A 24419-nucleotide genomic window follows, 5' to 3' on the forward strand; every position below is an offset into this window, starting at 1 on the left:
TTGTCTTTATATTAGTTGGTTGCGAAATTAAGGATTTTTTGAGAGATTTTGGAATGTATTGTTGAATATGAACTTCTAAATTTCTAATATTTATTACATTTGAAAGTATATGAATGTACTTCTCAATAAATGGTATAAAAACCATGCACTTATATACAAGATTTTGTTGTTTCTATTAACAACACTTTTTATTGTATATCTATTTCCTAAAACCGGAAAGTTTAGATATTCTTTTGAAAAAGGAAAACCATGGCAGTCTGAAAACCTTTATGCTCCATTCAATTTTGCCATAAAGAAATCCCAAGAAGAAATTGAGAATGAACAAATTGATATAAGAAAAACCAGCCCAGTTTTTTTTGAAGTTGATCCTGCTATAAAGGACGTTGTTTTGAATGACTACCTGACAGCTTTCAACCGAACTTTTGCCGACTCCATATATATAAGTACTCAAAATACCAGCTTGTATAAATCGGGTAGGAGTTTAATAGATAGATTATTTGATAATGGAGTGTTGGATACTGAATATAGCTTTAATAAGGATAGGCCAGTAAATTTAGTATTCGATAATCAGATACAAAAGGAACTGGTTTTTAATGATTTGTTTCAGATAGGTTCATTAAGACCAACTATTGAAATTCATTTTGGTTCAGATATTTCGGTAAACGATAAGAACAGAATGATATCCCTCTTTTTTGATATCATTAAGCCTAACGTAAGTCTTAACAATATACTTACAGATAAAACTTTAGAGGAAGAACTACTTAAAGTCTCTTTAACAAGAGGTAGCATTGAAAAAGATCAATTAATTATTTCAAAAGGTCAGGTTGTAGAAGAAGAGCAATTTGCCGTATTAGATTCACTCAAATCAGAATATGAATCTCAGGTTTGGAATACAGCCAATTATAATTGGGTTCTGGTAGCATACACTTTGCTGGTTGCCTTAGCCTTACTCATGTTGTTGCTGTTTTTAAGAAAGTATAGGTTAGAAGTGTTTTTAAACAATACAAAGGTGACCTTTATCTTCTTCAATATTGTGTTGATGATATTCTTAACCACGCTAGTGATCAATTACAATTCTCAATACATCTACATTGTTCCTTTATGTATTTTACCACTAGTGCTAAAGGCGTTTTTTGATGCTAGATTAGGATTGTTTGCTCACGTATTAACCGTACTTTTATTAGGTTTTATAGTACCTAACAGTTATGAGTATATGTTTCTACAGATTATTGCAGGTATTGTAACGATTTTAACTGTGTCGGAACTGTATAAACGAGCAAATTTATTTATATCAGTAGGTCAAATTACTTTTATATATATCATTGCATATTTTGCTTTTTTTGTAATTCATGAAGGACAAGTCGCCAATTTAAAATGGGAGACTTTTGGTCTTTTTATATTATGTGGTTTAGCAACGCTATTTGTACAACCATTGATATATATCTACGAGAAGATATTTGGGCTTGTATCAGATGTGTCGTTGTTAGAATTATCAGATACTAATACAAAACTATTGAAAGAGCTTTCTAATAGAGCACCTGGTACATTTCACCATTCGTTGAACGTGGCGAATCTTGCTGAAGCATCCGCAAATGAAATTGGTGCCAACGCTATGTTGGTTAGGGTAGGTGCGCTATACCATGACATTGGTAAAATGAATAACCCAACATTTTACACGGAAAATCAAAGTAACGGCATTAATCCACACGAAGAATTATCAAACAAGGAAAGTGCCGGTATTATTATAGACCATGTTATTCAAGGCATTGAAATTGCAAAAAAGAATAACTTACCAGATAGAGTTATTGACTTTATAAGAACACATCATGGCACAAGTTTGGTCTATTATTTCTATATGAAAGAAAAGTCTATAAATGAAGAAGATGTTAATATTGAAGACTTTTCATATCCTGGGCCAAAGCCATTTAGCAAAGAAACTGCTATTTTAATGATGTGTGATAGTGTAGAAGCCGCTTCAAAGAGTCTTAAAGAACCTACAAGTACAAAAATTAATGACTTTGTTGAAAATATAGTAACCAAACAAATGGAAAGTGGACAATTCCTAAATGCAAATATTACGTTTAAGGAAATTCAATCCATAAAAAAGGTACTGAAGCATAAGCTTGCCAATATTTATCATTTAAGGATTGAGTATCCAGAGTAAAATAAAAACTATGCATTTTCATTAAAGCGATGTGATGGAATAAGGATTAGAATCTATTGCCACTCAGCTCCCGACCAAGCCAACCACAAGGCTTCACGACATCTGAATTAAAAATAGTATAAAATATTATAATACATAGTTGTTACAAATCCATTTACTAACATTCATAAAATGAAGTCTCTTTTGACTATATTTAGCCTTTTACTTTTAGTCTCAATTAGACGATATAACATTTTCAACTTATGGAATTATTAGGGATTGATATTGGTGGCTCAGGAATCAAGGGCGCTATAGTAAATATAGAAACAGGTGAACTCGTTTCGGAACGTCATCGTATACCAACTCCTGAGGGTGCAAAACCTTCTGATGTTGCTGATGAGGTCGCAGAGCTAGTTGAACATTTTAATTGGAAAGGTAAAGTAGGATGTGGATTTCCTGCATTAGTGACACATGGTATTGCCCATACCAGTGTAAATATCCATAAAAGTTGGAGAGGTGTTAATGTGGAGGATCTATTTAAGGAAAGAACCGGTCTAGACTTCTCGGTAGCTAATGATGCTGATGCTGCGGGGTTAACTACCATGACTTTTGGATCTGGGAAAGGCAAAAAAGGATTGGTATTTATGATAACCCTTGGAACAGGGATTGGGTCAGGCGCATTTTATAATGGTGAATTAATTCCAAATTTTGAGTTAGGCTCAATGCCATATAAAAAGCATAAACGAATAGAATATTATGCCTCTGACGCTGCGCGTAAGCGTTACAAGTTATCTTACCAGGAATGGGGCGCACGTGTCCATAAATTTTTGCGACTGTTAGAAAAGTTGTTTTCACCAGATTATATTATAATTGGAGGAGGTGCAAGTAAAAAGTTTGATCGTTATAAGGAGCAAATTAAAATTAATACACCGGTTATACCAGCTGCCTATCAAAATAATGCAGGCATTGTAGGGGCAGCTCTTCTAGCAAAATAAATATTCAAAATCAAAATTCTATTAAAAACAAAAAAGCCATTTCTATAATGAAATGGCTTTTTGTGATCGGGACAGGATTCGAACCTGTGACCGTCTGCTTAGAAGGCAGATGCTCTATCCAGCTGAGCTACGATGTTTGTTAGCCTCAGTTATTCCTGAGAAGGTTTGTGCAAATATTGTGCAAAAACTTAACCTTATTATTATTGTGAAAATAGTGATTTTTATCATTGTATGATTAATTAATTATATCAACATTTAATAGTGTTAAAACTAATATGTGATGAAAAGCTTAATGACAATAATAATTCTTTCTGTCTTTACCTTTTTTTCATGTAGTAAAGACTCATCGAATAATGACGAAGGTCGTAATGAAATTTGTTACAAATTCATAGATAAAGAAACTAATATACCCATACAAGGTCTAGGTGTTTTCATGTCTATTGAAAGACCTTTAAGCGGAGTAGGTTATGATATACGACAAATTACTGATCTAAATGGGGAAATTTGTTTTACTCCAAGTTCCTCATTAGGTGATGTATTACATTTTGAAATTCAAGAAAATACAGACCAACTTTATTGGAGTCCATTTTGTATGTTTTTAAATTGGCCACATCCTGATGGAAGTGATTTTAATACTTCGAGAAGTTTTTACTTATCACCAACTGCCTATATTAGGTTTCATATTCAATCATTTACACCTGAGAATAATGATGATAATTTACATATCCTATACAATTTCCTAGAGATACAGACAGGTGACCTCCCATATCATTGTCCAGATGGTATAATTTTAAATGAAATCCAATCTGATACTGTTATTATTAAAAATACACGAGCAGGATCAAATGCAGTTGTTTGGAATAAATACATAAACAATAATAGTATTAATTCTGGCGAGCAGGATATAAATATATCTACTGCAGATACTTTAGACGTTGAAATTAATCATCAATGACTAAACTCAAAATACGACTGTTCTGTCTTTAATACTCATAGCTAAAGGTATTTTAGAATTATAGCATTAAACGCTATTCTGAAGCTAAGCAAAGCAAGCACAGAGTATGTGTAGCGTATTATAATGTTTTACGCAGTAGAGCTTATAATTAAGCTACTCATACAGGCAAACAAATAGCTTTTTACATTTTTAGTATTAAAATGTAAAGTGCTATTAGAGCATAGGCAAGCGGATATTTTGCATAATGCAGTTATAGTACAGAAACTAAATGAATGCTACTATAACTACGCGTTATGTAAACATAGCTTTGGCATTAGTAAAATAAAAGCTAGTGGGGTAATCCGATTGTAGATTACAACATAGGGGTTGTTTGTTAGAACTATACATTTGCTTATCTTTAAAGTAAGATTTTTACAATAAATTACTATCAGATGTATTATGTGCTAACTAATAAATTCAGTTTTGAGATTGCTGAAAATGATCTGCCAGAAAAAATGTTATTGCGAGATGCTATTAATGTTGATTCAGAAATAGGTGACAGATGGCGATTACCAACTAATGAAGAGTTATTATTAATGTTTCGTTTACATCAAAAAGCTATTGGTAAATTTAAACATGAAAATTATTGGTGTTCAACTTGGATTAAGAATACAGTATCCTTTAGAAGTGGTGAGAATTTTACTCATCCAGGTCAACGACCAGATCCTCAGTGCTGGGTAAGATTAGTTAGAAATATTTAAATAAACTTAATAATAGATTAGCTAAAAGCTATATTTAATTCTATGACCGGAATAAATTATTTTCAATAAATAGCTAAAAATACACTTGTTTAGTATACCCCTTTAATTTTTAATATTTAAAAATTTAATTAAAAGTAGCATCCGAGCTAACCATAAAGCTCAGGGATGCGGTAATAAGGATTTATAACTTTATAAGTTATATTATAAATTATCAGAATAACTACACCTAATGCCTTCTGCGTAATTACCTATTAAATCTTCAATAAAATCAGTATTCAAAATAACTAATTCCACATCTACCTTTTTATAACTTCTGTCAATATCCTGCATTATATGCAGTGTTTCACTTGAATTGAATGCAATATCACTAAAATTAGTACGATACTTAAACTTATAGAGTTCTTTATCCTGACTGTTAAGAAACTTTATGTAAATATCATATGAGTAAGCACTTATAGTAAAACGAGAATAATTTTTAACAATTATATCACCTGAAACATACAAAGGAATACCATAACCACCAGCTTTATTTAATGACTGATTTTCAAGTCTAAAACTATCTTCAATTTTATTTTTAATCTTACGTACCAGATAGTTGAAATCATCTTCATTTTCTTTACAAATCCTCCCAATATCTAGATCAGTTTCATTACTACCAATACAACCAATTTTTTTACAGTATTTGTAAAGATCTGAGTTAAAATACGCTGATAAACCTTTAGATCTAACGATTTTATAATTTCCATCAACTTTTTTAAGTGCAAAGAAAAGCTGATTACTACCACCTGCATTTGCAAATATTTCAATAGTTCCATCATCTTTTAACATAGTAGACGTGATATCAACCGAATTATACTTGTAATAGCTTCCTGTCCAGTTTTTAAATGATGGATAGTATTCGTAAATAGATTCGTAGTTATCTACCTGAATGTTTGAAATTAATGCTTGAACTACCTCTTGAGCTTTTTGCTTTTTTTGTTCTTCCGTTTCACATCCGAAGAACACAATTACTATTAAAAAATAAAATAGTTTTTTCATAATTTATAATATTATATGTTATCCTGCTTCTGCGTTATTATTAATCAAATCAATGATTTTAACAATTTTTGTTACGTCTGCATCATTTTCAAAAACACCTATTAAGCCCTGATCATTAAGATCTGTAAACGGTGGCTCAAACAGCATTTGTTTATCTATTGTACCGTTTTTAGTAAGGTAAGACATAACTGTTCTAATAAAAGTGATCTGATCTGCTCTTAAATTACCTGTTTGTAAGAAATCTGCAAAGGCTTCATTTACTGTGTGCTCATTGAGGCCTGTAATACTTCTGATAAAACTCCCTAGAGGCTGTTCACCATACTGCTTAACAAAATCTTCTTTAGTTCCTGCAACACTTTCTGTAAACATCATTTTCTCTAATTCGTTAAGCTCATCTTTAGTAATAGCTATATTATTGCACAGCTTATGTATTGTTAAATGATCTTTATTTTTTCTTATGTAGGTTTCAACTCGGTCTTTGTAAGATTTGAGGGTGATATATGTTTTAACCGGTTCACCAACAACAATATTTTCTAAATCAATTTGATCTGTAAAATGTGTAACAACAACTTTCTGTTTTTTTATGTCCAAATATTTTATGAGCTCTCGAAGTGCAACCCTTAACTCTTCTAGCTTCTTTACATTAATGGTCTCCCAATATTGTTCTGTCTGCACATCTTTAATTAACCCAAGGTTAGCTACAATGTCTGGAATACCAGTTTTTCCCTGTAGAGCTGTGGCAATATTAGAAATCTTAGTGATGTATTTACCTGTATTACCGGATCCAGAGAGCAGTAATAATTGATAAATAAGTACAAGAATATCAAATCGTCGTGCTAATTCATCATCATCTTTGTTCGCAGGCTGTAAATGTGATAGATGTGTATTTATTTCTTGTACATCACCTTTAGAAAGATTGAGCCATTTTGATTTATTGCTGTACTCTGTGACATACCTCAACTGTTTTCTTACAACAAACCTATTGTGATCTAGATTTTTGATACTCGCATGAAGCTCTTCTAAATATTTATCTCTGATTTCTATCTGCTCATCTGTCTTATCTGGAATATCTGAGATTAACTGTGTCACCTTTAGTTTAGCTTCAAAGATTTGTTGCAGTAAAGGCTTAACATTAGAAGCGTTTGCACCATCTGGATGTTCATCAAAAAACTCAAAGTTTTGGCAGTAATCAAAGATTAAAAACTCTTTTTTATCTTCACCTGGGCCAAATAAATCTGGACATAATCGTGTACCTCTACCTATCATCTGCCAGAATTTAGAAGCACTTCTTACTAGTTTAAAAAATACCAAATTCACTACTCTAGGTGCATCTACACCTGTATCCATCATGTCAACAGAGACAGCTATTTGTGGATCTTGTTCCTGATAGGGATCTACAAACTTTTCTAATAGATCCTGTGCTTTTGTTTCGTAGTTATCTATTACCCTTAGAAACTTTCCACCATATTCCGGATAGTTTTTATTAAACCGTTCTTCAATAAAGATAGCATGCTTATGATTTTTAGCAAAGATGATCGTCTTACCTAACTTATCACCACCACTCACCTTAATACCGCTGGTCATTAAATGGTCTAATACCTTATCAACTGTATCTGTATTAAACAGCCATTTATTAAGTGCTCCACTGCTTATGGTATCCGGTGCTTCTTCATTAGTGGGGTCACCAAACTTTTCTTCATACTCTAGCTTTTCAGCTTCTGACAATTCATGATACTTTATACCTTCTCTCTGGAATTTAAGAGGCACACTAATAGATTTTGGTGGTGTTAAGAAGCCATCATTTACAGCTCTGTCTAACTCATAAGCAAATGTTGGATTATCATCCTCAATACCAAATAAGCTGTAGGTGTTGCGATCAATATCTTTTTTAGGTGTTGCTGTTAATCCCAATAGCATAGCATCAAAGTACTCGAATATAGCTCTGTACTTATGATATACTGACCGGTGGGCTTCATCAATAATAATGAGATCGAAATGACCTACTCCATAGAAGCGTTGATCTTCTGTCTTTACTTTATCTATTTTATTGATGATAGTGGGATAGGTTGAAAATACTAACCTAGTGTTATTGTCTTCTTTTTCCTTTGTAAGGTCTATTGCAGACAGCTCTGGCAAATGTTCTCTAAAGGCATTTTTAGCCTGTGAAACTAATGCATTTCTATCTGCTAGAAACAAAATACGTTTAGCCCAATTGCATTTTGTAAGCATATCAACAATAGCTGTTGCAACTCTAGTTTTACCAGATCCTGTTGCCATTACTAGCAAGCTTTCCCTTCGTGCACCTCTTAACTTACCTTTAACTGTATCTACAACTAGGTTTTCAGCAACTCGTTTTATGGATTCTAATTGATAATCTCGTCCTGCAATATTTGTATTAACCTTAAAGGTTCTTGGATCTTTTCTAGTTGTTCTTCTATCAACTAATAATTGTAATTCATTTTGAGTGTAAAAACCTTGTATTTCCCTATCGGTGTAAAAGGTATCATCCCAGATAAAGGTTTCAAACCCATTAGTATAGAATATAATAGGCCTTTGTGCATGCATTTGCTCTAAGCAATCTGCATAGAGTTCTGCCTGATGTCTACCTTTTCTTGCATCAGCCATAGTTTTTTTAGCTTCTACCACAGCTAAAGGTTTGCCATCTTTACCCCAGAGAACGTAATCAACGTATCCTATCCCTGATGGATTAGTACTTATTGGCATACCGGTCACCTCATATTCTAAATCTTTATCCTCTTTTAAATTTTCCCAGCCTGCTTCTTTGAGCAATACATCAATGTAAAGCTTACGTGTTACAGATTCTGGTATTAAAATAGGTATTGCCTTATCAGGATCTTTAGCTTTTTCACGTTTAACCCTACGCTGTTTATTAGCTATTTGTTGAGCTTCAAGTTGTTTTTTTAGAAGCTCAATCTCATTAGCCTGTTCTTCCAGTTTTTTACGTTCTAATTGCTCTTTTTCCCTTCTCTGGTCTAACTGTTGCTCTAAGCTTTGTAGTTCTTTAAGTGTCGCCTTATGTTCATTACCATCTGGTATTAAGCCCATTGTAAATATTGGGATCTCAGCATCTTCCTCACTATAGTACAGACCTAGAAAACTTAAAAACCGGAACAGATTTTTAATACTCGCTATGGATTGATCATGTGAGATTGATTTACCATGAGCACCTGCATTACCATTTAGGCGGATAAGGTTGATCTCCCTGAACATGGAAGGCTTGATAATCTCTCTAAAACATTGTGCATGAATTAAACTAGACAACTTGGTATCATAAGGCCATTCAAGATCTACATCATTATCATAGAGCCAGTGCATTGTTTTTTCCAAAGTACTGCGAGCAATAAGCACGCTTGCTTTAGGCGACGTTAAAGTAAGCTGTTCTGCTTCTTTAGCTTCTTTAAAGATGGCTGGCCACTCGTTATGTAGAAATTGGAAGTTGCTCATTTCGCTTCGATACTGATTAAATAGCGGTTTAGAAAAAGAACACAATTGCACAAATAAACTGCGATTAATAATTCGGAATTCTCACTTGAATAATTACGGGATTCAAGCAATACCGGTGATGAATCATCAATTCTTACACGAACATCAGTTTCATTGAAATAGAATTTGAATAAACAATTTAAATGCTCATGAGGATAATCAACATTACTCTTTAAAATGTCTGGTATTTTATATCCTGGCAGGGTTTTAAAATCAATATTTAGCCGATTAAATTGAACTGTGAATTTATGATCACCAAATACATAAAAATCTTCTTTAGTTTTTAAATCAATTTGAAAATAAACTCCCATTAAATGCCTTACTGTTTCATCAAATTTTGCCATCTTATTTATGTTTTAGCTCCCCTTTAAACGCCTTTTGTAACAGGCTGTTAAACAACTCATCTGCTTTATCTAGTTCTTGCTGTGCTAATGCTTTTTGAGCTTCTATAGCCTTAACACGCTCTGCAAATTGATTTTGAATTTCTTGTGGCGGGTTAATAAAATCCATAACAGCAATCTGTTTACCACTAATAAAAGGGACTGTCGCCGTTTTTACTTTTGACCATATCACCCTTCTTATCCATTCAGAATTTAGTTGATGTACAAAGAACATTCTATTAACATCGTCTTTAAGTTGTATTCTAAAAACATTCCATGCTATACCAAACTTTTTAGTTGTTTCTACTAAACAAGCTGTTCCTAAATTTGCACCTATATTGGCGTAAAGTACATCTCCAAATACTGGTTTGCATGTGTCTTTGATTCTTGACTCATTCTCTTCATCAACAAAAACAACAGAATCAAAATTCAAACTTCCCTTTCCTACCTCACCGGCTCTAACTATTGGAAATGTTCCTTCTTTGGAATATTTAATTTTTTCGGTAGTAGTATTAACACCTTGGTTGTACTTTAAGGTAAAAGCCTCGAATTTTTTAGTTTCCCACCCCTTCGGATTAGTAACAGGGTCCCCAAACATATCCAGAAACAGGGATTGGGTAAGGGCGTCGTATTTATCTATGAGGGCTTTTGTTTTTTGCCGGTAGGCATCTGCGGTATCTAATATGTTGGCTATCTGTTTTTGCTGGTCTAGGGGTGGTAGGGGTACTGGAATATTCCCCATTGTTTTTTTGTTAATGAACTTGACTGTTCCTCCTGTTAAAAATCTGTCATAATATTTTTTATCAGCCAAATAATTAAGGTAATGAGCGAAAAAAGAAGAAAACAAATGCTCTTTTTTAATTTTAATTAAAAATAAATTCCACGCAATTAAAAAAGGATTATCGTCAGAGATTCGTAAACTTTTTCCTATTGTTCCAATATTACAAACTAGTAAATCATCAAGTTTAGGCTGATATTTATCTTTATATTTCAAGTATGCTTCTTTACTTAAAAACTTGGCATCATTAAAATGCAAATAGCCCTTTGTAATATGTTTAGATTGAATAATCGGTATTCCTTCTGGTAGGTATTCAACTTTCTCGGTTACCGTATTTATACCTTGATGCATATCTAACACCAAATTGCTTAATTTTTCAGTATGAACATTTTTACCGACTAAATTCATTGTAACATCTCCTTTAAAGCAGTTAAAGCTTCTTCACGCTGTTTGTCTAACGTTTCAATATCACTGATAATAGTAGCGGGTGGATCATACTCAATTTCTTCGTAAACAATTTCTTTATAGCGGTTAATGGATAGATCCCAATCGTTTTCCTTAATCTCATCAAAAGGTACTAAGAAGCTTTTTTCAGTTCTTGCTCTTGCTTGTTCATTCTCCATGGAATGATATCTAGATAGTATTTCTGGAATATCATTGTCTTTAACTGGTGAACGCTTATCATCTAAACTGTAGCCATCTGCTTCCATATCATAGAACCAAACCTTGTCAGTTCCTCCTGTACCAGTTTTGGTAAAGAACAACACTGCTGTACTTACACCTGCATAAGGTTTAAACACACCACTAGGCATAGAAATAACAGCATCTAGCTTATGATTTTCAATAATCTCCTGTCTTATTTGTTTATGTGCTTTCGAACTTCCAAAGAGCACACCATCTGGCACTATTACAGCACATCTACCACCTGTTTTAAGCATGCGTAGCATGAGTGCTAAAAAGAGTAATTCGGTTCTCTTAGACTTAACCATTTTTAGTACTGAGCCTTCTACAACATCATAGTCTAATGCTCCTTTAAATGGTGGATTGGCTAATATTAACGAGTACTGATCTCTAATATCTGCCATACTCTCACCAAGTGCATTGCCTTTAGTCAGATTTGGGCTATCAATACCATGTAACTGTAAGTTCATAGCACCAATACGCACCATGGTATCATCTATTTCGATACCATTAAACATCTCGTTGTTAAAATGATCCCTAAAGTCTTTATCTAAGAACCAATCGTTATGATTTTCTCTGTAATATTCGCTTGCAGTCACCAAGAACCCAGCTGTTCCAGCAGAAGGATCACAGATGATATCATCTTTTTTAGGCTTTACCATATCTACCATCATACGAATGATATGTCGTGGTGTTCTAAACTGTCCATTGGTGCCAGCCGATGCAATTTTGCTAAGCATGTATTCGTATAAATCACCCTTTGTATCCCTGTCTTTCATATCAATAGCATCAATAAGCTGTACTACCTGATCTAGTAGTTTAGGTGTAGCGATGATAAAGTTGGCGTTCTTCATAAAATCTGCAAAGATGCCTGCTGTATGCCCAACTTGCTTCATATGATCAAAGACTGTCATACCATCTACTGAAGGCTTAGTAAACAGCTCAAACATGCTTTCCGGATCTTTATTTTTAAATGAGCTCCAGCGAAGCTCTTTTTGTGCTGGTGTGAATAGAGCATTTTGAATTGGAATACCTACTGTATTGGCTTTCTTTTCTTCTAAGAGCTGTCTTTCGTCTAATCTTCTGATAAATAGCAGGTATGTAAACTGCTCTATAACTGAAAGTGGGTTAGAAATACCTCCAGACCAGAAAGTCTCCCATATTTTATCTACTTGTGATTTGAGTTCGCCTGTTATCATGTAATCGAATGTAGTTTTATATTGATTTTTAACAAACCTTAAATTTAAGAAAGTGAAACTGCATTACCTACAAATTAGAAGATATTGTAAGAAAACAGTGTAAAATTAATTGATTAAACAGTAAATTTTGAGAGTTGGCCTATCAATAAAAAGGGTGTTTTATTGCGAATAATGCAATGACTTTTTTTGAAATGTTAAAAAAACGGTCAAAAACAGCAAAAATTAGCACCTATTTTTACCCATTTCATAGTAATTAAATTTTATTGAAATATTCGTAAAAGTGTTGTGAACACTAAGTTTTAAGTAGTTTTATCATACTTTATTTGTAACTTTTCAAGTGTGAAAAAGATCATTGAAATAGCTTTCATTTTACTGAATTGTCTAGTACAGTTTTATTAAAAATTACAAGTATTCTAATATTATAAATTTTGACAATATTGCACTTGTTTTCACTGGAGATATGATATACAATATAATATATTAGAAAAAATATTTATGTGTCTGTTTATCAATGTTTTATAAAATTATCGTGAAAATAATATTTCAAATATTTTATAGTAATGAAAGTTATGTTTCAACTATTGAAATGTTATTATGGGTGAAGTAAAAATAAAACATAAAAGAACGAGAGTAAATACTATAAATAAACAATTGTTAGATACTGTTACAGGTGAACTAACTGAATTGAAAAATGAAACACTTTATATCTCAAAAGCAACTAGTCAAGTTACTGTTGATTACAAAAATTACGTTTATTTAGATACAAACAGACTAGGCATATTACTAGAAAATGGTATTAGGCAAGTAGACCTTGGGTTACTTATTACTCTTTCTAGAAAAATACAGAATAGATTCTGTGTTTGTTTAAAAGATGATGAGGTGCCTCATACAACTAAAACTATAGCAGAATTAATTGGTGAAACACCTCAAGGGGTAAAAGCAAAACTGAACAGGTTAGAGAAACAAGGTGTAATTGCTTATACTAAAAGTATTGGTAATTCTGGGTGGGGAAAGGTTTATATCATAAATCCACACATTATAAAAAAAGGTATTAATCTATCGAAGACTGTTTGTGAGCTATTTGATGACATTACAGCACCTGATTTAGTAGCTACAACTAAAGAAGCATTTAGCACTTCATGATTTTTTGCTTATACAAACCTTAATAATGTGTTGATGCATGGCATCTATTTTATTTGTATCAAATGCATCCAAATAAATTGAAGTTGTTCTATTGCCGTAAGAATGGCCTAGTGCTTCAGCAATAAGTTCATTAGAATAGCCAAGTTGTTTAGCAATGTTAGCAAAAGAATACCTACTGCTGTAGGTCGTTAGCGTTACTTCACTATGTAGCTCCAGTGAAAGCCTATTGAGGTATTTATTTGTTGTTTTAATCCACTGTTTAATAATACGCTTGGCATCAAGGCTGTCCTCAATAATATCATTAGGTAGAACAGGCAACAAATAATTTTGATCTGCTTGATGCAAATGGTTTATTATCGATTTTGCCTGTGAAAATAGTTTGACATCATACTGTTTATGAGTTTTACGCCTAGTATAATGTAGCCTATTTTTAATGATATTAGAACGCCTCAAGTAGGCCATATCTGTAAATGACATACCTCTCAAATAAAAACTTAACATAAAGTAATTTAAAGCCTTGTAAGATTGAGTTTTAGGTTCAAAAGGTAAGTTTATTAGATTCTTAATATCTCGTCTAGAAATAGACCTATTTGCTGTTCTCTGGGACTTGATACTAATATCATAGAATGGATAATGTGATCTATCTACAATTTTGTGTTTTATAGCTTTATTATAGATAGCTCTAATGGTTCTAAAGTAGTTAGAAATACTGTTTTGTTTAAGTCCTCTAAGTTGTAAGTGATGTCTAAACTTATCTAGTAGTTTATAATCTATATCGGTAAACATGATATCCTTATCACAGAAGTCTAAAAACCGGTTCATAGCAGTGCGATACACTATGGCATTACCAGTTTTATTTGTAGCTAACATCTGATCTATTAATTCTTGTGCAAAACTTTTAAACGATTTTGATGTATTTGATGCGTTTCCTTTTATGATATTTCTAAGTTTTTCAATCGTAAAATCATCATCTAAAGTGAGAATAACTTTCTCAATTTTATAGTAGTTCTTTAATAATTTTAAGTTGAGTATTTTAGCATTAGGATGCTGTTTTGTTATTACAGAATGCTCGCAATCCCAGTAATGTTCTAAGATTGCAACTCCTGAGTTAATAGTATACACTTTCTTATAATGTGTAATACGATAAATAATGTTGTAAGTACCATCAGCTTTTGGTCGTCTGATGTCTAATGTAGTTTTGACATTTGCCATAATAGTTAGAATTATGGTCAAATTTTGTGCAAACTATGTGCAAAAAAAGCATAGAAAAGTAGCCTCCTAATCTGCTTCCCTGGGATTTTAGAAACCGTTATAAACAAAAATAACCCCCTGATAATCAGAAGGTTATTTTGTGATCGCGACAGGATTCGAACCTGTGACCGTCTGCTTAGAAGGCAGATGCTCTATCCAGCTGAGCTACGCGACCATTCAAGAGTAAAACTCTGAATTTTTAAAGTCGGGGTGGCAGGATTCGAACCTGCGACCTCCGCGTCCCAAACGCGGCGCGATAACCGGGCTACGCTACACCCCGAAATTGGTTATCAATTCTTTTATGCGGAGAGACCGGGATTCGAACCCGGGCAACACTTACGCGTTGACAGATTAGCAATCTGCTCCATTACCACTCTGGCACCTCTCCAATAATTTATAAGAACGTTTCTTAAAATTGCGGATGCAAATGTAACTTATCATATTAAAGAACGCAAAAAAATCACTCAATTTTTTCTGTAGATTTATATTATTTTGAAATATGACTCCTACTTAATTTAAAATCTAAACTTTAACTAAATTTTACTACCAACATTTTAACATTTTCAATAGCTTCGTTATGCTATGTCCAAGGAAAACCAACTCATAAAATTTACTAAAAAAGGCATTTACTGTCCACAAGGAAAATTCTATTTAGATCCTTGGTTTCCTGTCGAATACGCTATTATTTCCCATGGACACGCAGATCATGCGCGTTGGGGAATGAAACGTTATTTGTGTACAGATGATTCTAAGGCTATTTTACAACATCGTTTGGGCACAGACATTAATATTAAAAGTATTTCATATAACAACTCAAAAACTATAAATGGTGTCAAGGTATCTTTTCATCCCGCTGGCCATGTAATTGGCTCTGCTCAGATTAGATTGGAATATAAAGGTTATGTAGTTGTTTTTTCTGGAGATTATAAAACTCAGCCCGATTTTATTACGCAACCATTTGAGCCTGTTAAATGCCATACATTTATTACTGAAAGCACATTTGGGTTGCCAATATATAAATGGAAATCTGAAAAAGCACTGCAAGATGAACTACAATCTTGGGTTAAGACAAATCAGGAAAATAATAGAACATCCGTATTTTTTGGCTATTCATTAGGAAAGGCCCAACGTTTAATGTCATTACTAGACGGCTGTGACGATATTTATGTGCATCGTGCCATTCATAATTTAAACAATACTATTTCTGGTTCAGGGATTCAATTACCTGAGACCAAATTATGGTCAGCAGATTTAGATAAAAAAACAATTCAAAATAAAATCATAATTGCACCACCAGCCTTATTAGGTTCTCGTATGCTGAAACGTGTTCCAAATGTTGCAACGGCCGTCTGTTCAGGTTGGATGCAAATCCGTGGTAATAGACGATGGCAATCCGTTGATGCAGGATTTGTGGTTAGTGATCATGCTGATTGGGACGGTTTAATTTCTGCTGTTAAAGCTACTGGAGCAGAACAGGTTTATGTAACACATGGTTCTCAAGCAGTATTTTCAAAATATCTTAATGAAATCGGGATAAAAGCAGATGAGCTAGTAACTGAATATGGTGATGAGGCTTTAGCTAAAGCTGAGAAGGAAACTGAAAATATTGTTACAGAATGAAGTTGTTTTCAGAATTGATAAGTACCATAGAGATTACAAATAAAACCAATGCCAAGATTGATGCTTTGGTACAGTACTTCAAAACTGCACCAGATAAAGATAAATTGTGGCTAATTGCCTTATTTACTGGCAAACGACCATCACGTCCAGTTAAAACAACTTTAATGAAGGAATGGTGTATGGAATTGACACAACTACCAGAATGGTTGTTTCTTGAAAGTTATAGTACCGTTGGTGATTTGGGTGAAACATTGGCCTTGTTGCTACCAGAACCTACACATCAATTAGATTTAAGTTTGAATGAATGGATGACGGAACTCAAAGCATTGAAACCTAAATCTGATGAAGACAAGAAAGCATTTGTGTTAGAAGCTTGGACTGGACTTGACCAACAAGAAAGACTTATTTTTAATAAATTAATTGGTGGTAGTTTTAGAATTGGTGTTTCAAAAAAAACTTTAGTAAATGCCCTTGCTAAGCTTACCAATATTGACGCTAATCAACTTATGCATAGCATTATTGGTAATTGGGATATCAACTCAATTTCATTTGAAGAATTGATTCATGGAAAACATATCAATTACGATAACTCTAAACCATATCCTTTTTGTTTGGCCTATGCTCTAGAGAAGAAATTAACAGAATTGGGTGAAACCAACGATTGGATTGTTGAACAAAAATGGGATGGTATTCGTGGGCAAATTGTAAAGCGTAATAACGAAATATATATCTGGTCTCGTGGTGAAGAATTGGTGACTAAGCAATTTCCTGAATTGGTTGAAGCATTTAGCAACTTTAAGGATGACTTCGTTATTGATGGTGAAATATTAGCCATGAAAAACAATGATGTTTTGCTGTTCAATGATTTGCAGAAGCGTCTAAATCGTAAGAACGTCACAAAGAAATTGTTAGAAGAGGTTCCTGTTGGCTTTAAAGCCTACGATATTCTTGAGTTTAATGGCGACGATATTAGAGAACAACCTTTTGAAAATAGACGAAAACGATTAGAAACTCTATTTAATTCAGTGGCTCTGCCCGAACATGTCAAGCTATCATTTATAGTAGATTTTAAGAGATGGGAAGACCTTCATGACATACGGAATAATTCTAGAGCCATAAATAGCGAAGGGTTAATGCTAAAACAAAAGAAATCACCTTATCACACAGGTCGAAAAAAAGGTGATTGGTGGAAGTGGAAGGTTGACCCATTAACGATTGACGCTGTAATGATTTACGCTCAAAAGGGTAGTGGTCGTCGAAGCAGTAAATACACGGATTATACCTTTGCCGTTAAGAAAGATGATGCTTTAGTTACTGTGGCTAAAGCCTATTCTGGATTAACAGACAAGGAAATTACAGAAATATCACAATGGGTAAATAAGAATGCCATTGAAAGATTTGGGCCTGTTAGAACCGTAAAACCAGAATTAGTTTTTGAAATTGCTTTTGAAGGTATCGCTCTAAGCAACCGTCATAAATCTGGGGTTGCACTACGTTTCCCTCGAATTGCTAGATGGCGAAGAGATAAGCCCGCTAGCGAGATAGATACTATAGAAACCGTTAAACAACTAATTACTGCACCTTGAGCCAATTTAGAGACAGCGACGGTTTACGCATCATTAATAATTGGATGGCAGAAAAGGGACATGCACCTTTTCCATTTCAATTACAGACTTGGCAACGTTTTTCAAATGGCTATTCTGGAATGGTGGTAGCACCAACTGGATTTGGAAAGACATTTTCTGTTTTTCTAGCTGTAGTGATTGATTATCTCAATCATCCAGAACGCTATCCGAAAGGTTTAAAATTATTGTGGATAAGTCCACTACGCTCGTTGGCAAAGGACTTAGCAAAAGCAATGACTGAAGCGGTTGAAGACATAGGTTTAGATTGGTCGGTGCAAGTTAGAAATGGAGATACACCAACTGCAACAAGACGCAAACAAGAACGCTTAATGCCAGATGTGTTACTCACAACACCAGAAACCATGCATTTGTTGTTCTCTCAGAAAAAAAATTCGAGATGGTTTAAGAGTGTAAGATGTGTTGTAATTGATGAGTGGCATGAACTTATTGGCAATAAACGTGGTGTTCTCACAGAACTAGCAATTTCTCAATTGAGACATTATTCATCTAAGGTTCAAATTTGGGGAATCACGGCGACGATAGGGAATCTTGAGGAAGCAAAGCAAGTGTTATTGCCATATCCAAATCTTAAAGTTACTCAGGTAACGGCAAAACAAAAGAAGAAATTAGATATCATTTCTGTGCTTCCAGATGAAATTGAAGTCTTGCCTTGGGCTGGTCATTTGGGCACTAAAATGGTAGATAAAATACTACCAATCATAGCATCAAATACTACAACCCTGATTTTCACTAACACGAGAGGTCAAGCTGAATTGTGGTACCAAGTACTATTGAATGCACAACCTGACTTGGCTGGATTGTTGGCCATCCATCACGGATCCATAGATAAAAAGTTACGTAACTGGATTGAAGATAATATTGCTTCAGGATATCTAAAGGCTGTAGTATGTACGTCATCTTTGGATTTAGGTGTGGATTTTAAACCGGTTGATTGTGTGATACAGATTGGCTCAGTTAAAGGCATAGCGCGATTTATGCAACGCGCAGGCCGAAGTGGACATTCACCTTTTGAGCGTTCAAAAATTTACTTTGTACCAACGCATTCTTTAGAATTGGTGGAAGTTTCGGCATTAAAGGAAGCTATAAAAGAAAAGCAGATGGAATCTCGTGATCCTATGGTGTTGACTTTCGATGTTTTAGTACAGTTTATGGTGACCTTGGCTGTTGGTGAAGGGTTTGAGGCTGAGGCATTATATAAGCGTGTTAAACAAACTCATGCTTTCCAATACTTAACTAAAGATGATTGGCAATGGTGCTTACATTTTATTACAAAGGGTGGTAAGACGCTACATTCTTATGAAGAATTCCATAAAGTCATTCTCGATGAAGATGAAACATATAAAGTAAAAAGCCGTCGTATTAGCATGCTTCATCGCATGAATATTGGTGCTATAGTGAGCGAAGTAAACTTGAAGGTAAAGTACTTTTCTGGTGGATATATTGGTATGATTGAAGAGTTTTTTGTTTCAAAACTAAAACCAGGCGAAAGTTTCATCTTGGCGGGACGAATTTTGGAATTGGTTCAGATTAAAGATATGACGGTTTTGGTAAGACGCAGTAAAGCAAAAAAAGCAGTATCACCAAGTTGGTTAGGTGGTCGTTTACCTTTGACATCTCATTTGAGTCATTATTTACGATTGAAATTGTCAGATGCTCTACAGCCAGGACGATTAGAAAAAGAATTACGTTTTTTAAATCCATTGGTTAGCCGACAAAATGAACATTCTCACATACCAAAAGCGGATGAGTTTTTGGTTGAACTAATTGAAACTAAAGATGGCCATCACTTATTTATGTATCCATTTGAAGGTCGTTTGGTACATGAAGTGTTTTCAGCATTGATGGCATATCGTATTAGTAAGTTAACTCAAATTACATTTACAATTGCCATGAATGATTATGGCTTCGAATTATTGAGTGATCAACCGATACCAATTTCAGAAGAAAATATTGAAACTTTATTGAGTAAAGACAATCTTATGGATGATGTCATTGCTAGCATAAATGCATCAGAAATGGCATCTCGTAAATTTAGGGATATAGCAGTAATAGCAGGTCTGGTTGTGCAATCCCAACCTGGAACACGGAAGAACAACAAAAGTCTACAGTCTTCTTCTGGACTTATATTTAGGGTTTTGGAAGACTATGAACCTGAGAATTTGTTATTGAGACAAGCTTATACCGAAGTATTTAACCAACAGTTAGAAGAAGCGAGGTTACAACAAGCATTTGACCGTATTTCTAATAGTAAGATCATCGTTAAACATGCCAAGTCATTTACACCATTAAGTTTCCCACTTAAAGTCGATAGCCTTCGTGGCACCATGAGTAATGAGAATTTAGATAAGCGTATTCAGAGAATTAAAGAGCAAGCTTTTAAGGTAGAATAGTCATTACGAGGGAAGAATGACCGAAGTAATCTAATTTGTATTTTCATCATATGAAACCAGGATTCGTTTATATTTTGACCAATAAAAATAATACAACACTTTATGCAGGTGTTACTTCAAATCTTGAAAAGCGCCTTAAACAACACAGGTCAGATTTAAATCCAAAATCTTTTACGTCGAGATATAAACTCTACAAATTAGTATATTTTGAATCTTATCAAATGATAGGCGATGCTATTGCTAGAGAGAAGCAAATTAAGGCTGGGAGTAGAGCAAAGAAAGTTGTATTGATTGAAAAAGAAAATCCACACTGGAATAATTTGGATTGAGATTGCTTCCTGCTTCGTTCCTCGTAGTCGCAATGATATGCATTTTGTCATTACGAGGAGCAAAGTGACGAAGTAATCTTAATGTTATAATGTTTGATTAGATTGCTTCACTTCGTTCGCAATGACGATAGTTTTCACTTTATCTTATTATTTTCGCAAGCACAAAAAGTGAATTTAGTTACCGAACATATTACCATCTTAAACGAGGAGTTAATCCTAACCAATCAACGCGCTATCTATTGGAATAAGGAAAGTGCACTTATTCTATCAGATCTTCATATAGGTAAAACGGCTCATTTTAGACGGCATGGTATTCCAATGCCAGATGACATTCTTCAAAAGGATTTAAGACGTTTAAGGGAACTTATAAATCATTTTAATACCAGGAGATTAATAATTGTTGGAGATTTATTTCATGCTGAAACCAACAGTGACATGGATACATTTAAAACTTGGTTAAAGCAATTTGATGACTTAAGTTTGGTTCTTGTCAAGGGCAATCACGATAGACAATCTCAGCGATTAATGGATGAATTGAACATTCATGTTGAATCCACGCTAATTATTGATCCATTTATATTTGTTCACGATCCAAGTGATAAGACAATGAAGAATTTTACTTTTTCAGGTCATATTCACCCAGGTGTTTTATTAAAGGGGAAGGGAAAGCAGAAATTAAGACTGCCTTGCTATCAAGTAAGTGAAAATCAAATAATTTTACCTGCTTTTAGCCTTTTTACAGGTTTAAACACTCGTAGTACTATAACCGAAGTTGTATCATACGCTTTTACTGATTCTGCAATTTTCAGATTACAATAAATTTCATTTTATCGAATAAATATTGCATTTTATCGATAAATTAAATTTTTTTACTATGTTTGTCTTCCAAATCTTTTGAAGCTTGCAATTAGTTTCGTTGAAATTATTAACCAATGAAGAACCTACTTAAATTCATTCCCTTTTTTGGGTTAGCTTTTATTATGAAAGCTTGTATAGTTGAACCTGTCGATGTAGAATTGAATCAATCTAATTCTGATCTTAATGCCCAATTTGACACCAATTGTACTGGTGATTTACCAAAAACACGATTAATTAATAATGGAACAATTCCCTTTGATCTTCAAGTAATCAATGAGGATGGCGTTGCAGAAATTACAATAACTAGCATCGATCCTGGTATTACTACAGCTTGGAATGAGTTTGCAGTTGGAGAAGTATTATTTTCTGTATCTAACTATGCACCAATGGTAAATGATGATAAGGTCCTCATTGACATGGACACCTGTATGGGTTATGAGATTGTGATTAATGGTGATAATGAAATTGAATCTTACGATCCAATTACATTTTAGAGCAAATTATAATTGTTTTTTCATCATTGATATTTGTTGTGAAAAACAAATAAATATCTCCACCATCTTTTAATTTCATTTTTTTTCTAATGTCACCTACAGATATTGGGAAATTTCGAGTGGTTACGTTTGCGTTGCGTATACTTTCTTTAGCCATTGCTTTTTTATTAAACGGTAGACATTTTATAATTTTGAACCGTCTGCCTGGAAATTCGATTAAATCTGTTGAAGTATACAGATGCGAGTGTTTATGAAGCTTCGGAAGCTTGAGTAAATTACTAACAGTGTTGAAAGCTCCGGCTTTAAGTATAGCTGAATTTGGTTCATATAAATAGGAGAGTGGCTGAGAATAGTCTATTTCTAAATTAAATTCGTCTCCTAAGTTAAATTCTAGAACTTGTTTTTTTGATTTAATGAGGTTTATTGTTTTTATCTTCAAATCAGAGTTAAAATCGCGTTCAAGTACCCAAAGCAATTCCTTTACTTCATTGTTAACCGCAACAATATGCAACTCTTTAGCATTTTTTAAATCTTGATAGGTAGCTTTAATATCTAGTAAGGGTGATGTTTTAATCATCACATTTTTAGCATATTTAAGAAAAAGCCCTTTAAAGGTTTTTACATTTGGCGTACAGTCAGAAAGTAAAAACACCTTCTTTTTAGATTCATCACGTCGCGAAGGATCTACGTAAATCCAGTCAAATGGTTTATCAATACGCTTTAAAGCATCAATGCCGTTTTCACTGAGACATTCAATGTTAGCTACATTTAATGCCCTGAAATTATGTGAAACTATTTCAGATAGTTGTTCATTTATTTCACAATGAATAACAGAATCCACCTGTTTTGAGAAGTAATAGGCATCTATTCCAAATCCACTGGTTAGATCGATTAAAGATTCGCCCGAAACTAATTTGGCTTTGTAATTTGCGGTAACTTCAGATGAGGTTTGCTCAATATTAAGCTTATTGGGATAATAAATGTTTTTAGTATTGAACCACGTCGGGAGTTTTTTTTCTGAACGTTTTTTAGCTTCAATCTGTTCTATTATTTCTTTTGAAGAGACGCCTAAAAAATCAATACCTTTCAATAATAAACTTGAAATATCTGAATTTAAATTTAAATCAATAAATTCTTGAACTACAGTATTTAATAAAAGTTTATTCAACTTATTACTATAAGTCTTTAGTGAGTTTTTTTACGACCTTATTCTCAGATAAGAATTCTTTTAAAATTACTTTAATTGCAGTATAGGTTGGTACAGCCACAATCATACCAACAATGCCAAACAAAATGCCCGCAATTACAATTACCAAGAAAATCTCTAAAGGATGTGATTTTACACTTTTTGAAAATATAAACGGTTGGCTAAAGAAGTTATCTACTAACTGAGCGAAAATAAAACCAATCATTACATAAGTGGTTTTAGGTAAAATTACTTCACTGAAACTTTCACCAAGATTACTAGACATACTTAAAAGAAGCATAAGAAACCCACTTATTAATGGCCCAACATATGGAACAAGATTTAATAGTGCACATAAAAATGCAATTACCACAGCATTATTAATTCCGAATATTAAAAGAACAATAGTATAAATTACGAACAGTATTAAAATCTGGAATATTAATCCAACAAAATACCTTGAGAGTAAGTCTTTAATGGTATTGAAGGAACGTCTTGTTTTGGCTTCATTACCACTTGGGATAAAAGTCATTATACCGTTTTCAAAAAGTTGACTATCCTTTAAAAAGAAAAATGTAATAAACAACACAGAGAATAAACCTATGCTAAAACTACCTAAACCGCTAACAAGATTATTTAGAAACTCTGGTATATAAGCGAAATCTAATTTTGAAAGCAGACCAGAATCCTTGATCGATTGCTCAACATCAATGTTCTTAAACTCAAAATAACTAACAACTTGGTTGTATAGATTTTGAATATTGTTTTGCAATTGATCAATATCTAACAAAGCCAAGTTTTGGCCTTGTTCAGCTACTAGCGGTATAAATAGCCCTATTAATCCAACAAATAGGCCAACTAATAGAACCATTGTCACAACCACAGCAAATGTGTTGTTAAATTTAAGCTTTCGCCTTAAAAAGAGTACAATCGGTCTACCAATAAGCGAAATAACAGCAGCAACTGCTATGTAAACAATTACTGATTGTATCTGATAAAGAAAATACAGAATTAACGCTACAGCCAATATTATCCCTACAGCTCTTAATATACCGTTTGCTACAACTTTTGAATTCATGGTTTAAATAT

Annotated in this window: 19 protein-coding genes and 3 tRNA genes; 11 read left to right on the top strand and 11 right to left on the bottom strand. The window is 33.5% G+C overall.

The window, feature by feature from the left end; genetic code table 11:
* The first annotated feature begins 109 nt into the window (after positions 1–109).
* The 4 genes from LBV24_RS06725 (at position 110) to LBV24_RS06740 (ending at position 4833) form a co-directional block, all read left to right on the top strand.
* Positions 110–2164: an HD family phosphohydrolase gene (locus LBV24_RS06725; protein ID WP_224477834.1), complete on the top strand. Its 2055-nt coding sequence runs from the start codon at positions 110–112 to the stop codon at positions 2162–2164.
* 242 nt (positions 2165–2406) lie between these two features.
* On the top strand, positions 2407–3138 hold the full coding sequence (gene ppgK / locus LBV24_RS06730; protein WP_224477835.1) for a polyphosphate--glucose phosphotransferase: 732 nt from the start codon (positions 2407–2409) through the stop codon (positions 3136–3138).
* 280 nt (positions 3139–3418) lie between these two features.
* The gene (locus tag LBV24_RS06735; RefSeq protein WP_224477836.1) at positions 3419–4093 is read left to right on the top strand and encodes a hypothetical protein; all 675 of its coding nucleotides are present in this window, start codon (positions 3419–3421) and stop codon (positions 4091–4093) included.
* Positions 4094–4524: 431 nt separating this feature from the next.
* Entirely contained in the window at positions 4525–4833 is a 309-nt protein-coding gene (locus tag LBV24_RS06740; protein WP_224477837.1) for a hypothetical protein, read from the top strand.
* Positions 4834–5034: 201 nt separating this feature from the next.
* Here LBV24_RS06740 and LBV24_RS06745 read toward each other — a convergent pair whose 3' ends face one another.
* The 5 genes from LBV24_RS06745 to LBV24_RS06765 are packed head-to-tail and all read right to left on the bottom strand — an operon-like array spanning position 5035 to position 12413.
* Positions 5035–5871, bottom strand: a complete 837-nt coding sequence (locus LBV24_RS06745; RefSeq protein WP_224477838.1) for a hypothetical protein — start codon at positions 5869–5871, stop codon at positions 5035–5037.
* Positions 5872–5889: 18 nt separating this feature from the next.
* Positions 5890–9336 carry a DEAD/DEAH box helicase family protein gene (locus tag LBV24_RS06750; protein ID WP_224477839.1) on the bottom strand — a complete coding sequence of 1149 codons (3447 nt, stop codon included), beginning with the start codon at positions 9334–9336 and terminating at the stop codon, positions 5890–5892.
* Positions 9333–9719: a hypothetical protein gene (locus tag LBV24_RS06755; RefSeq protein WP_224477840.1), complete on the bottom strand. Its 387-nt coding sequence runs from the start codon at positions 9717–9719 to the stop codon at positions 9333–9335. The genes LBV24_RS06750 and LBV24_RS06755 overlap by 4 nt, the downstream gene beginning before the upstream one ends.
* Before the next feature lies 1 nt (position 9720).
* Positions 9721–10941, bottom strand: a complete 1221-nt coding sequence (locus LBV24_RS06760) for a restriction endonuclease subunit S (protein ID WP_224477841.1) — start codon at positions 10939–10941, stop codon at positions 9721–9723.
* The gene (locus LBV24_RS06765) at positions 10938–12413 is read right to left on the bottom strand and encodes a type I restriction-modification system subunit M (RefSeq protein WP_224477842.1); all 1476 of its coding nucleotides are present in this window, start codon (positions 12411–12413) and stop codon (positions 10938–10940) included. Before LBV24_RS06765 ends, LBV24_RS06760 begins: the two co-directional genes overlap by 4 nt.
* A gap of 594 nt (positions 12414–13007) precedes the next feature.
* Between LBV24_RS06765 and LBV24_RS06770 the strand changes: the two genes are divergently transcribed.
* Positions 13008–13556 carry a hypothetical protein gene (locus tag LBV24_RS06770; RefSeq protein WP_224477843.1) on the top strand — a complete coding sequence of 183 codons (549 nt, stop codon included), beginning with the start codon at positions 13008–13010 and terminating at the stop codon, positions 13554–13556.
* Here LBV24_RS06770 and LBV24_RS06775 read toward each other — a convergent pair.
* The 4 genes from LBV24_RS06775 to LBV24_RS06790 form a co-directional block, all read right to left on the bottom strand.
* Positions 13551–14768: a site-specific integrase gene (locus tag LBV24_RS06775; RefSeq protein ID WP_224477844.1), complete on the bottom strand. Its 1218-nt coding sequence runs from the start codon at positions 14766–14768 to the stop codon at positions 13551–13553. The two genes, LBV24_RS06770 and LBV24_RS06775, sit on opposite strands and share 6 nt — an antisense overlap.
* A 140-nt stretch (positions 14769–14908) precedes the next feature.
* Positions 14909–14982: transfer RNA gene (locus tag LBV24_RS06780), tRNA-Arg, on the bottom strand.
* Positions 14983–15012: 30 nt separating this feature from the next.
* Positions 15013–15087 (bottom strand) — tRNA-Pro (locus LBV24_RS06785).
* Between the two features lie 24 nt (positions 15088–15111).
* Positions 15112–15195, bottom strand: a tRNA-Ser gene (locus tag LBV24_RS06790).
* A 194-nt stretch (positions 15196–15389) separates the two neighbouring features.
* On the opposite strand from LBV24_RS06790, the gene LBV24_RS06795 reads away from it, so the two are divergent.
* The 6 genes from LBV24_RS06795 to LBV24_RS06820 all read left to right on the top strand — a co-directional run bounded on the left by LBV24_RS06795 (position 15390) and on the right by LBV24_RS06820 (position 22144).
* Positions 15390–16427 (top strand): ligase-associated DNA damage response exonuclease, encoded by a 1038-nt coding sequence (locus LBV24_RS06795; RefSeq protein WP_224477845.1) that lies wholly within the window; start codon positions 15390–15392, stop codon positions 16425–16427.
* Complete coding sequence (locus tag LBV24_RS06800) at positions 16424–18013, top strand: ATP-dependent DNA ligase (protein WP_224477846.1); 1590 nt, start codon at positions 16424–16426, stop codon at positions 18011–18013. The genes LBV24_RS06795 and LBV24_RS06800 overlap by 4 nt, the downstream gene beginning before the upstream one ends.
* Positions 18010–20463 carry a ligase-associated DNA damage response DEXH box helicase gene (locus tag LBV24_RS06805; protein WP_262902008.1) on the top strand — a complete coding sequence of 818 codons (2454 nt, stop codon included), beginning with the start codon at positions 18010–18012 and terminating at the stop codon, positions 20461–20463. Before LBV24_RS06800 ends, LBV24_RS06805 begins: the two co-directional genes overlap by 4 nt.
* A 50-nt stretch (positions 20464–20513) precedes the next feature.
* Positions 20514–20792: a GIY-YIG nuclease family protein gene (locus LBV24_RS06810; protein ID WP_224477847.1), complete on the top strand. Its 279-nt coding sequence runs from the start codon at positions 20514–20516 to the stop codon at positions 20790–20792.
* Between the two features lie 168 nt (positions 20793–20960).
* A complete protein-coding gene (gene pdeM, locus LBV24_RS06815) occupies positions 20961–21611 on the top strand; it encodes a ligase-associated DNA damage response endonuclease PdeM (RefSeq protein WP_224477848.1) in 651 nt (216 codons plus the stop codon).
* Between the two features lie 113 nt (positions 21612–21724).
* On the top strand, positions 21725–22144 hold the full coding sequence (locus LBV24_RS06820) for a hypothetical protein (protein ID WP_224477849.1): 420 nt from the start codon (positions 21725–21727) through the stop codon (positions 22142–22144).
* Here the strand turns inward: LBV24_RS06820 and LBV24_RS06825 are convergent.
* A complete protein-coding gene (locus LBV24_RS06825) occupies positions 22134–23312 on the bottom strand; it encodes a class I SAM-dependent methyltransferase (protein ID WP_224477850.1) in 1179 nt (392 codons plus the stop codon). The two genes, LBV24_RS06820 and LBV24_RS06825, sit on opposite strands and share 11 nt — an antisense overlap.
* Before the next feature lie 7 nt (positions 23313–23319).
* The gene (locus LBV24_RS06830; RefSeq protein WP_224477851.1) at positions 23320–24408 is read right to left on the bottom strand and encodes an AI-2E family transporter; all 1089 of its coding nucleotides are present in this window, start codon (positions 24406–24408) and stop codon (positions 23320–23322) included.
* Positions 24409–24419: the final 11 nt, after the last annotated feature.

The sequence above is a fragment of the Winogradskyella vincentii genome, from assembly GCF_020166345.1.
GTDB classification, from domain to species: Bacteria; Bacteroidota; Bacteroidia; order Flavobacteriales; family Flavobacteriaceae; genus Winogradskyella; species Winogradskyella vincentii.

Coding starts and splice junctions, on each gene's coding strand:
- LBV24_RS06725 (WP_224477834.1), top strand. CDS start 110: ATGAATGTACTTCTCAATAAATGGTATAAAAACCATGCACTTATATAC.
- ppgK (WP_224477835.1), top strand. CDS start 2,407: ATGGAATTATTAGGGATTGATATTGGTGGCTCAGGAATCAAGGGCGCT.
- LBV24_RS06735 (WP_224477836.1), top strand. CDS start 3,419: ATGAAAAGCTTAATGACAATAATAATTCTTTCTGTCTTTACCTTTTTT.
- LBV24_RS06740 (WP_224477837.1), top strand. CDS start 4,525: ATGTATTATGTGCTAACTAATAAATTCAGTTTTGAGATTGCTGAAAAT.
- LBV24_RS06745 (WP_224477838.1), bottom strand. CDS start 5,871: ATGAAAAAACTATTTTATTTTTTAATAGTAATTGTGTTCTTCGGATGT.
- LBV24_RS06750 (WP_224477839.1), bottom strand. CDS start 9,336: ATGAGCAACTTCCAATTTCTACATAACGAGTGGCCAGCCATCTTTAAA.
- LBV24_RS06755 (WP_224477840.1), bottom strand. CDS start 9,719: ATGGCAAAATTTGATGAAACAGTAAGGCATTTAATGGGAGTTTATTTT.
- LBV24_RS06760 (WP_224477841.1), bottom strand. CDS start 10,941: ATGAATTTAGTCGGTAAAAATGTTCATACTGAAAAATTAAGCAATTTG.
- LBV24_RS06765 (WP_224477842.1), bottom strand. CDS start 12,413: ATGATAACAGGCGAACTCAAATCACAAGTAGATAAAATATGGGAGACT.
- LBV24_RS06770 (WP_224477843.1), top strand. CDS start 13,008: ATGGGTGAAGTAAAAATAAAACATAAAAGAACGAGAGTAAATACTATA.
- LBV24_RS06775 (WP_224477844.1), bottom strand. CDS start 14,768: ATGGCAAATGTCAAAACTACATTAGACATCAGACGACCAAAAGCTGAT.
- LBV24_RS06795 (WP_224477845.1), top strand. CDS start 15,390: ATGTCCAAGGAAAACCAACTCATAAAATTTACTAAAAAAGGCATTTAC.
- LBV24_RS06800 (WP_224477846.1), top strand. CDS start 16,424: ATGAAGTTGTTTTCAGAATTGATAAGTACCATAGAGATTACAAATAAA.
- LBV24_RS06810 (WP_224477847.1), top strand. CDS start 20,514: ATGAAACCAGGATTCGTTTATATTTTGACCAATAAAAATAATACAACA.
- LBV24_RS06820 (WP_224477849.1), top strand. CDS start 21,725: ATGAAGAACCTACTTAAATTCATTCCCTTTTTTGGGTTAGCTTTTATT.
- LBV24_RS06830 (WP_224477851.1), bottom strand. CDS start 24,408: ATGAATTCAAAAGTTGTAGCAAACGGTATATTAAGAGCTGTAGGGATA.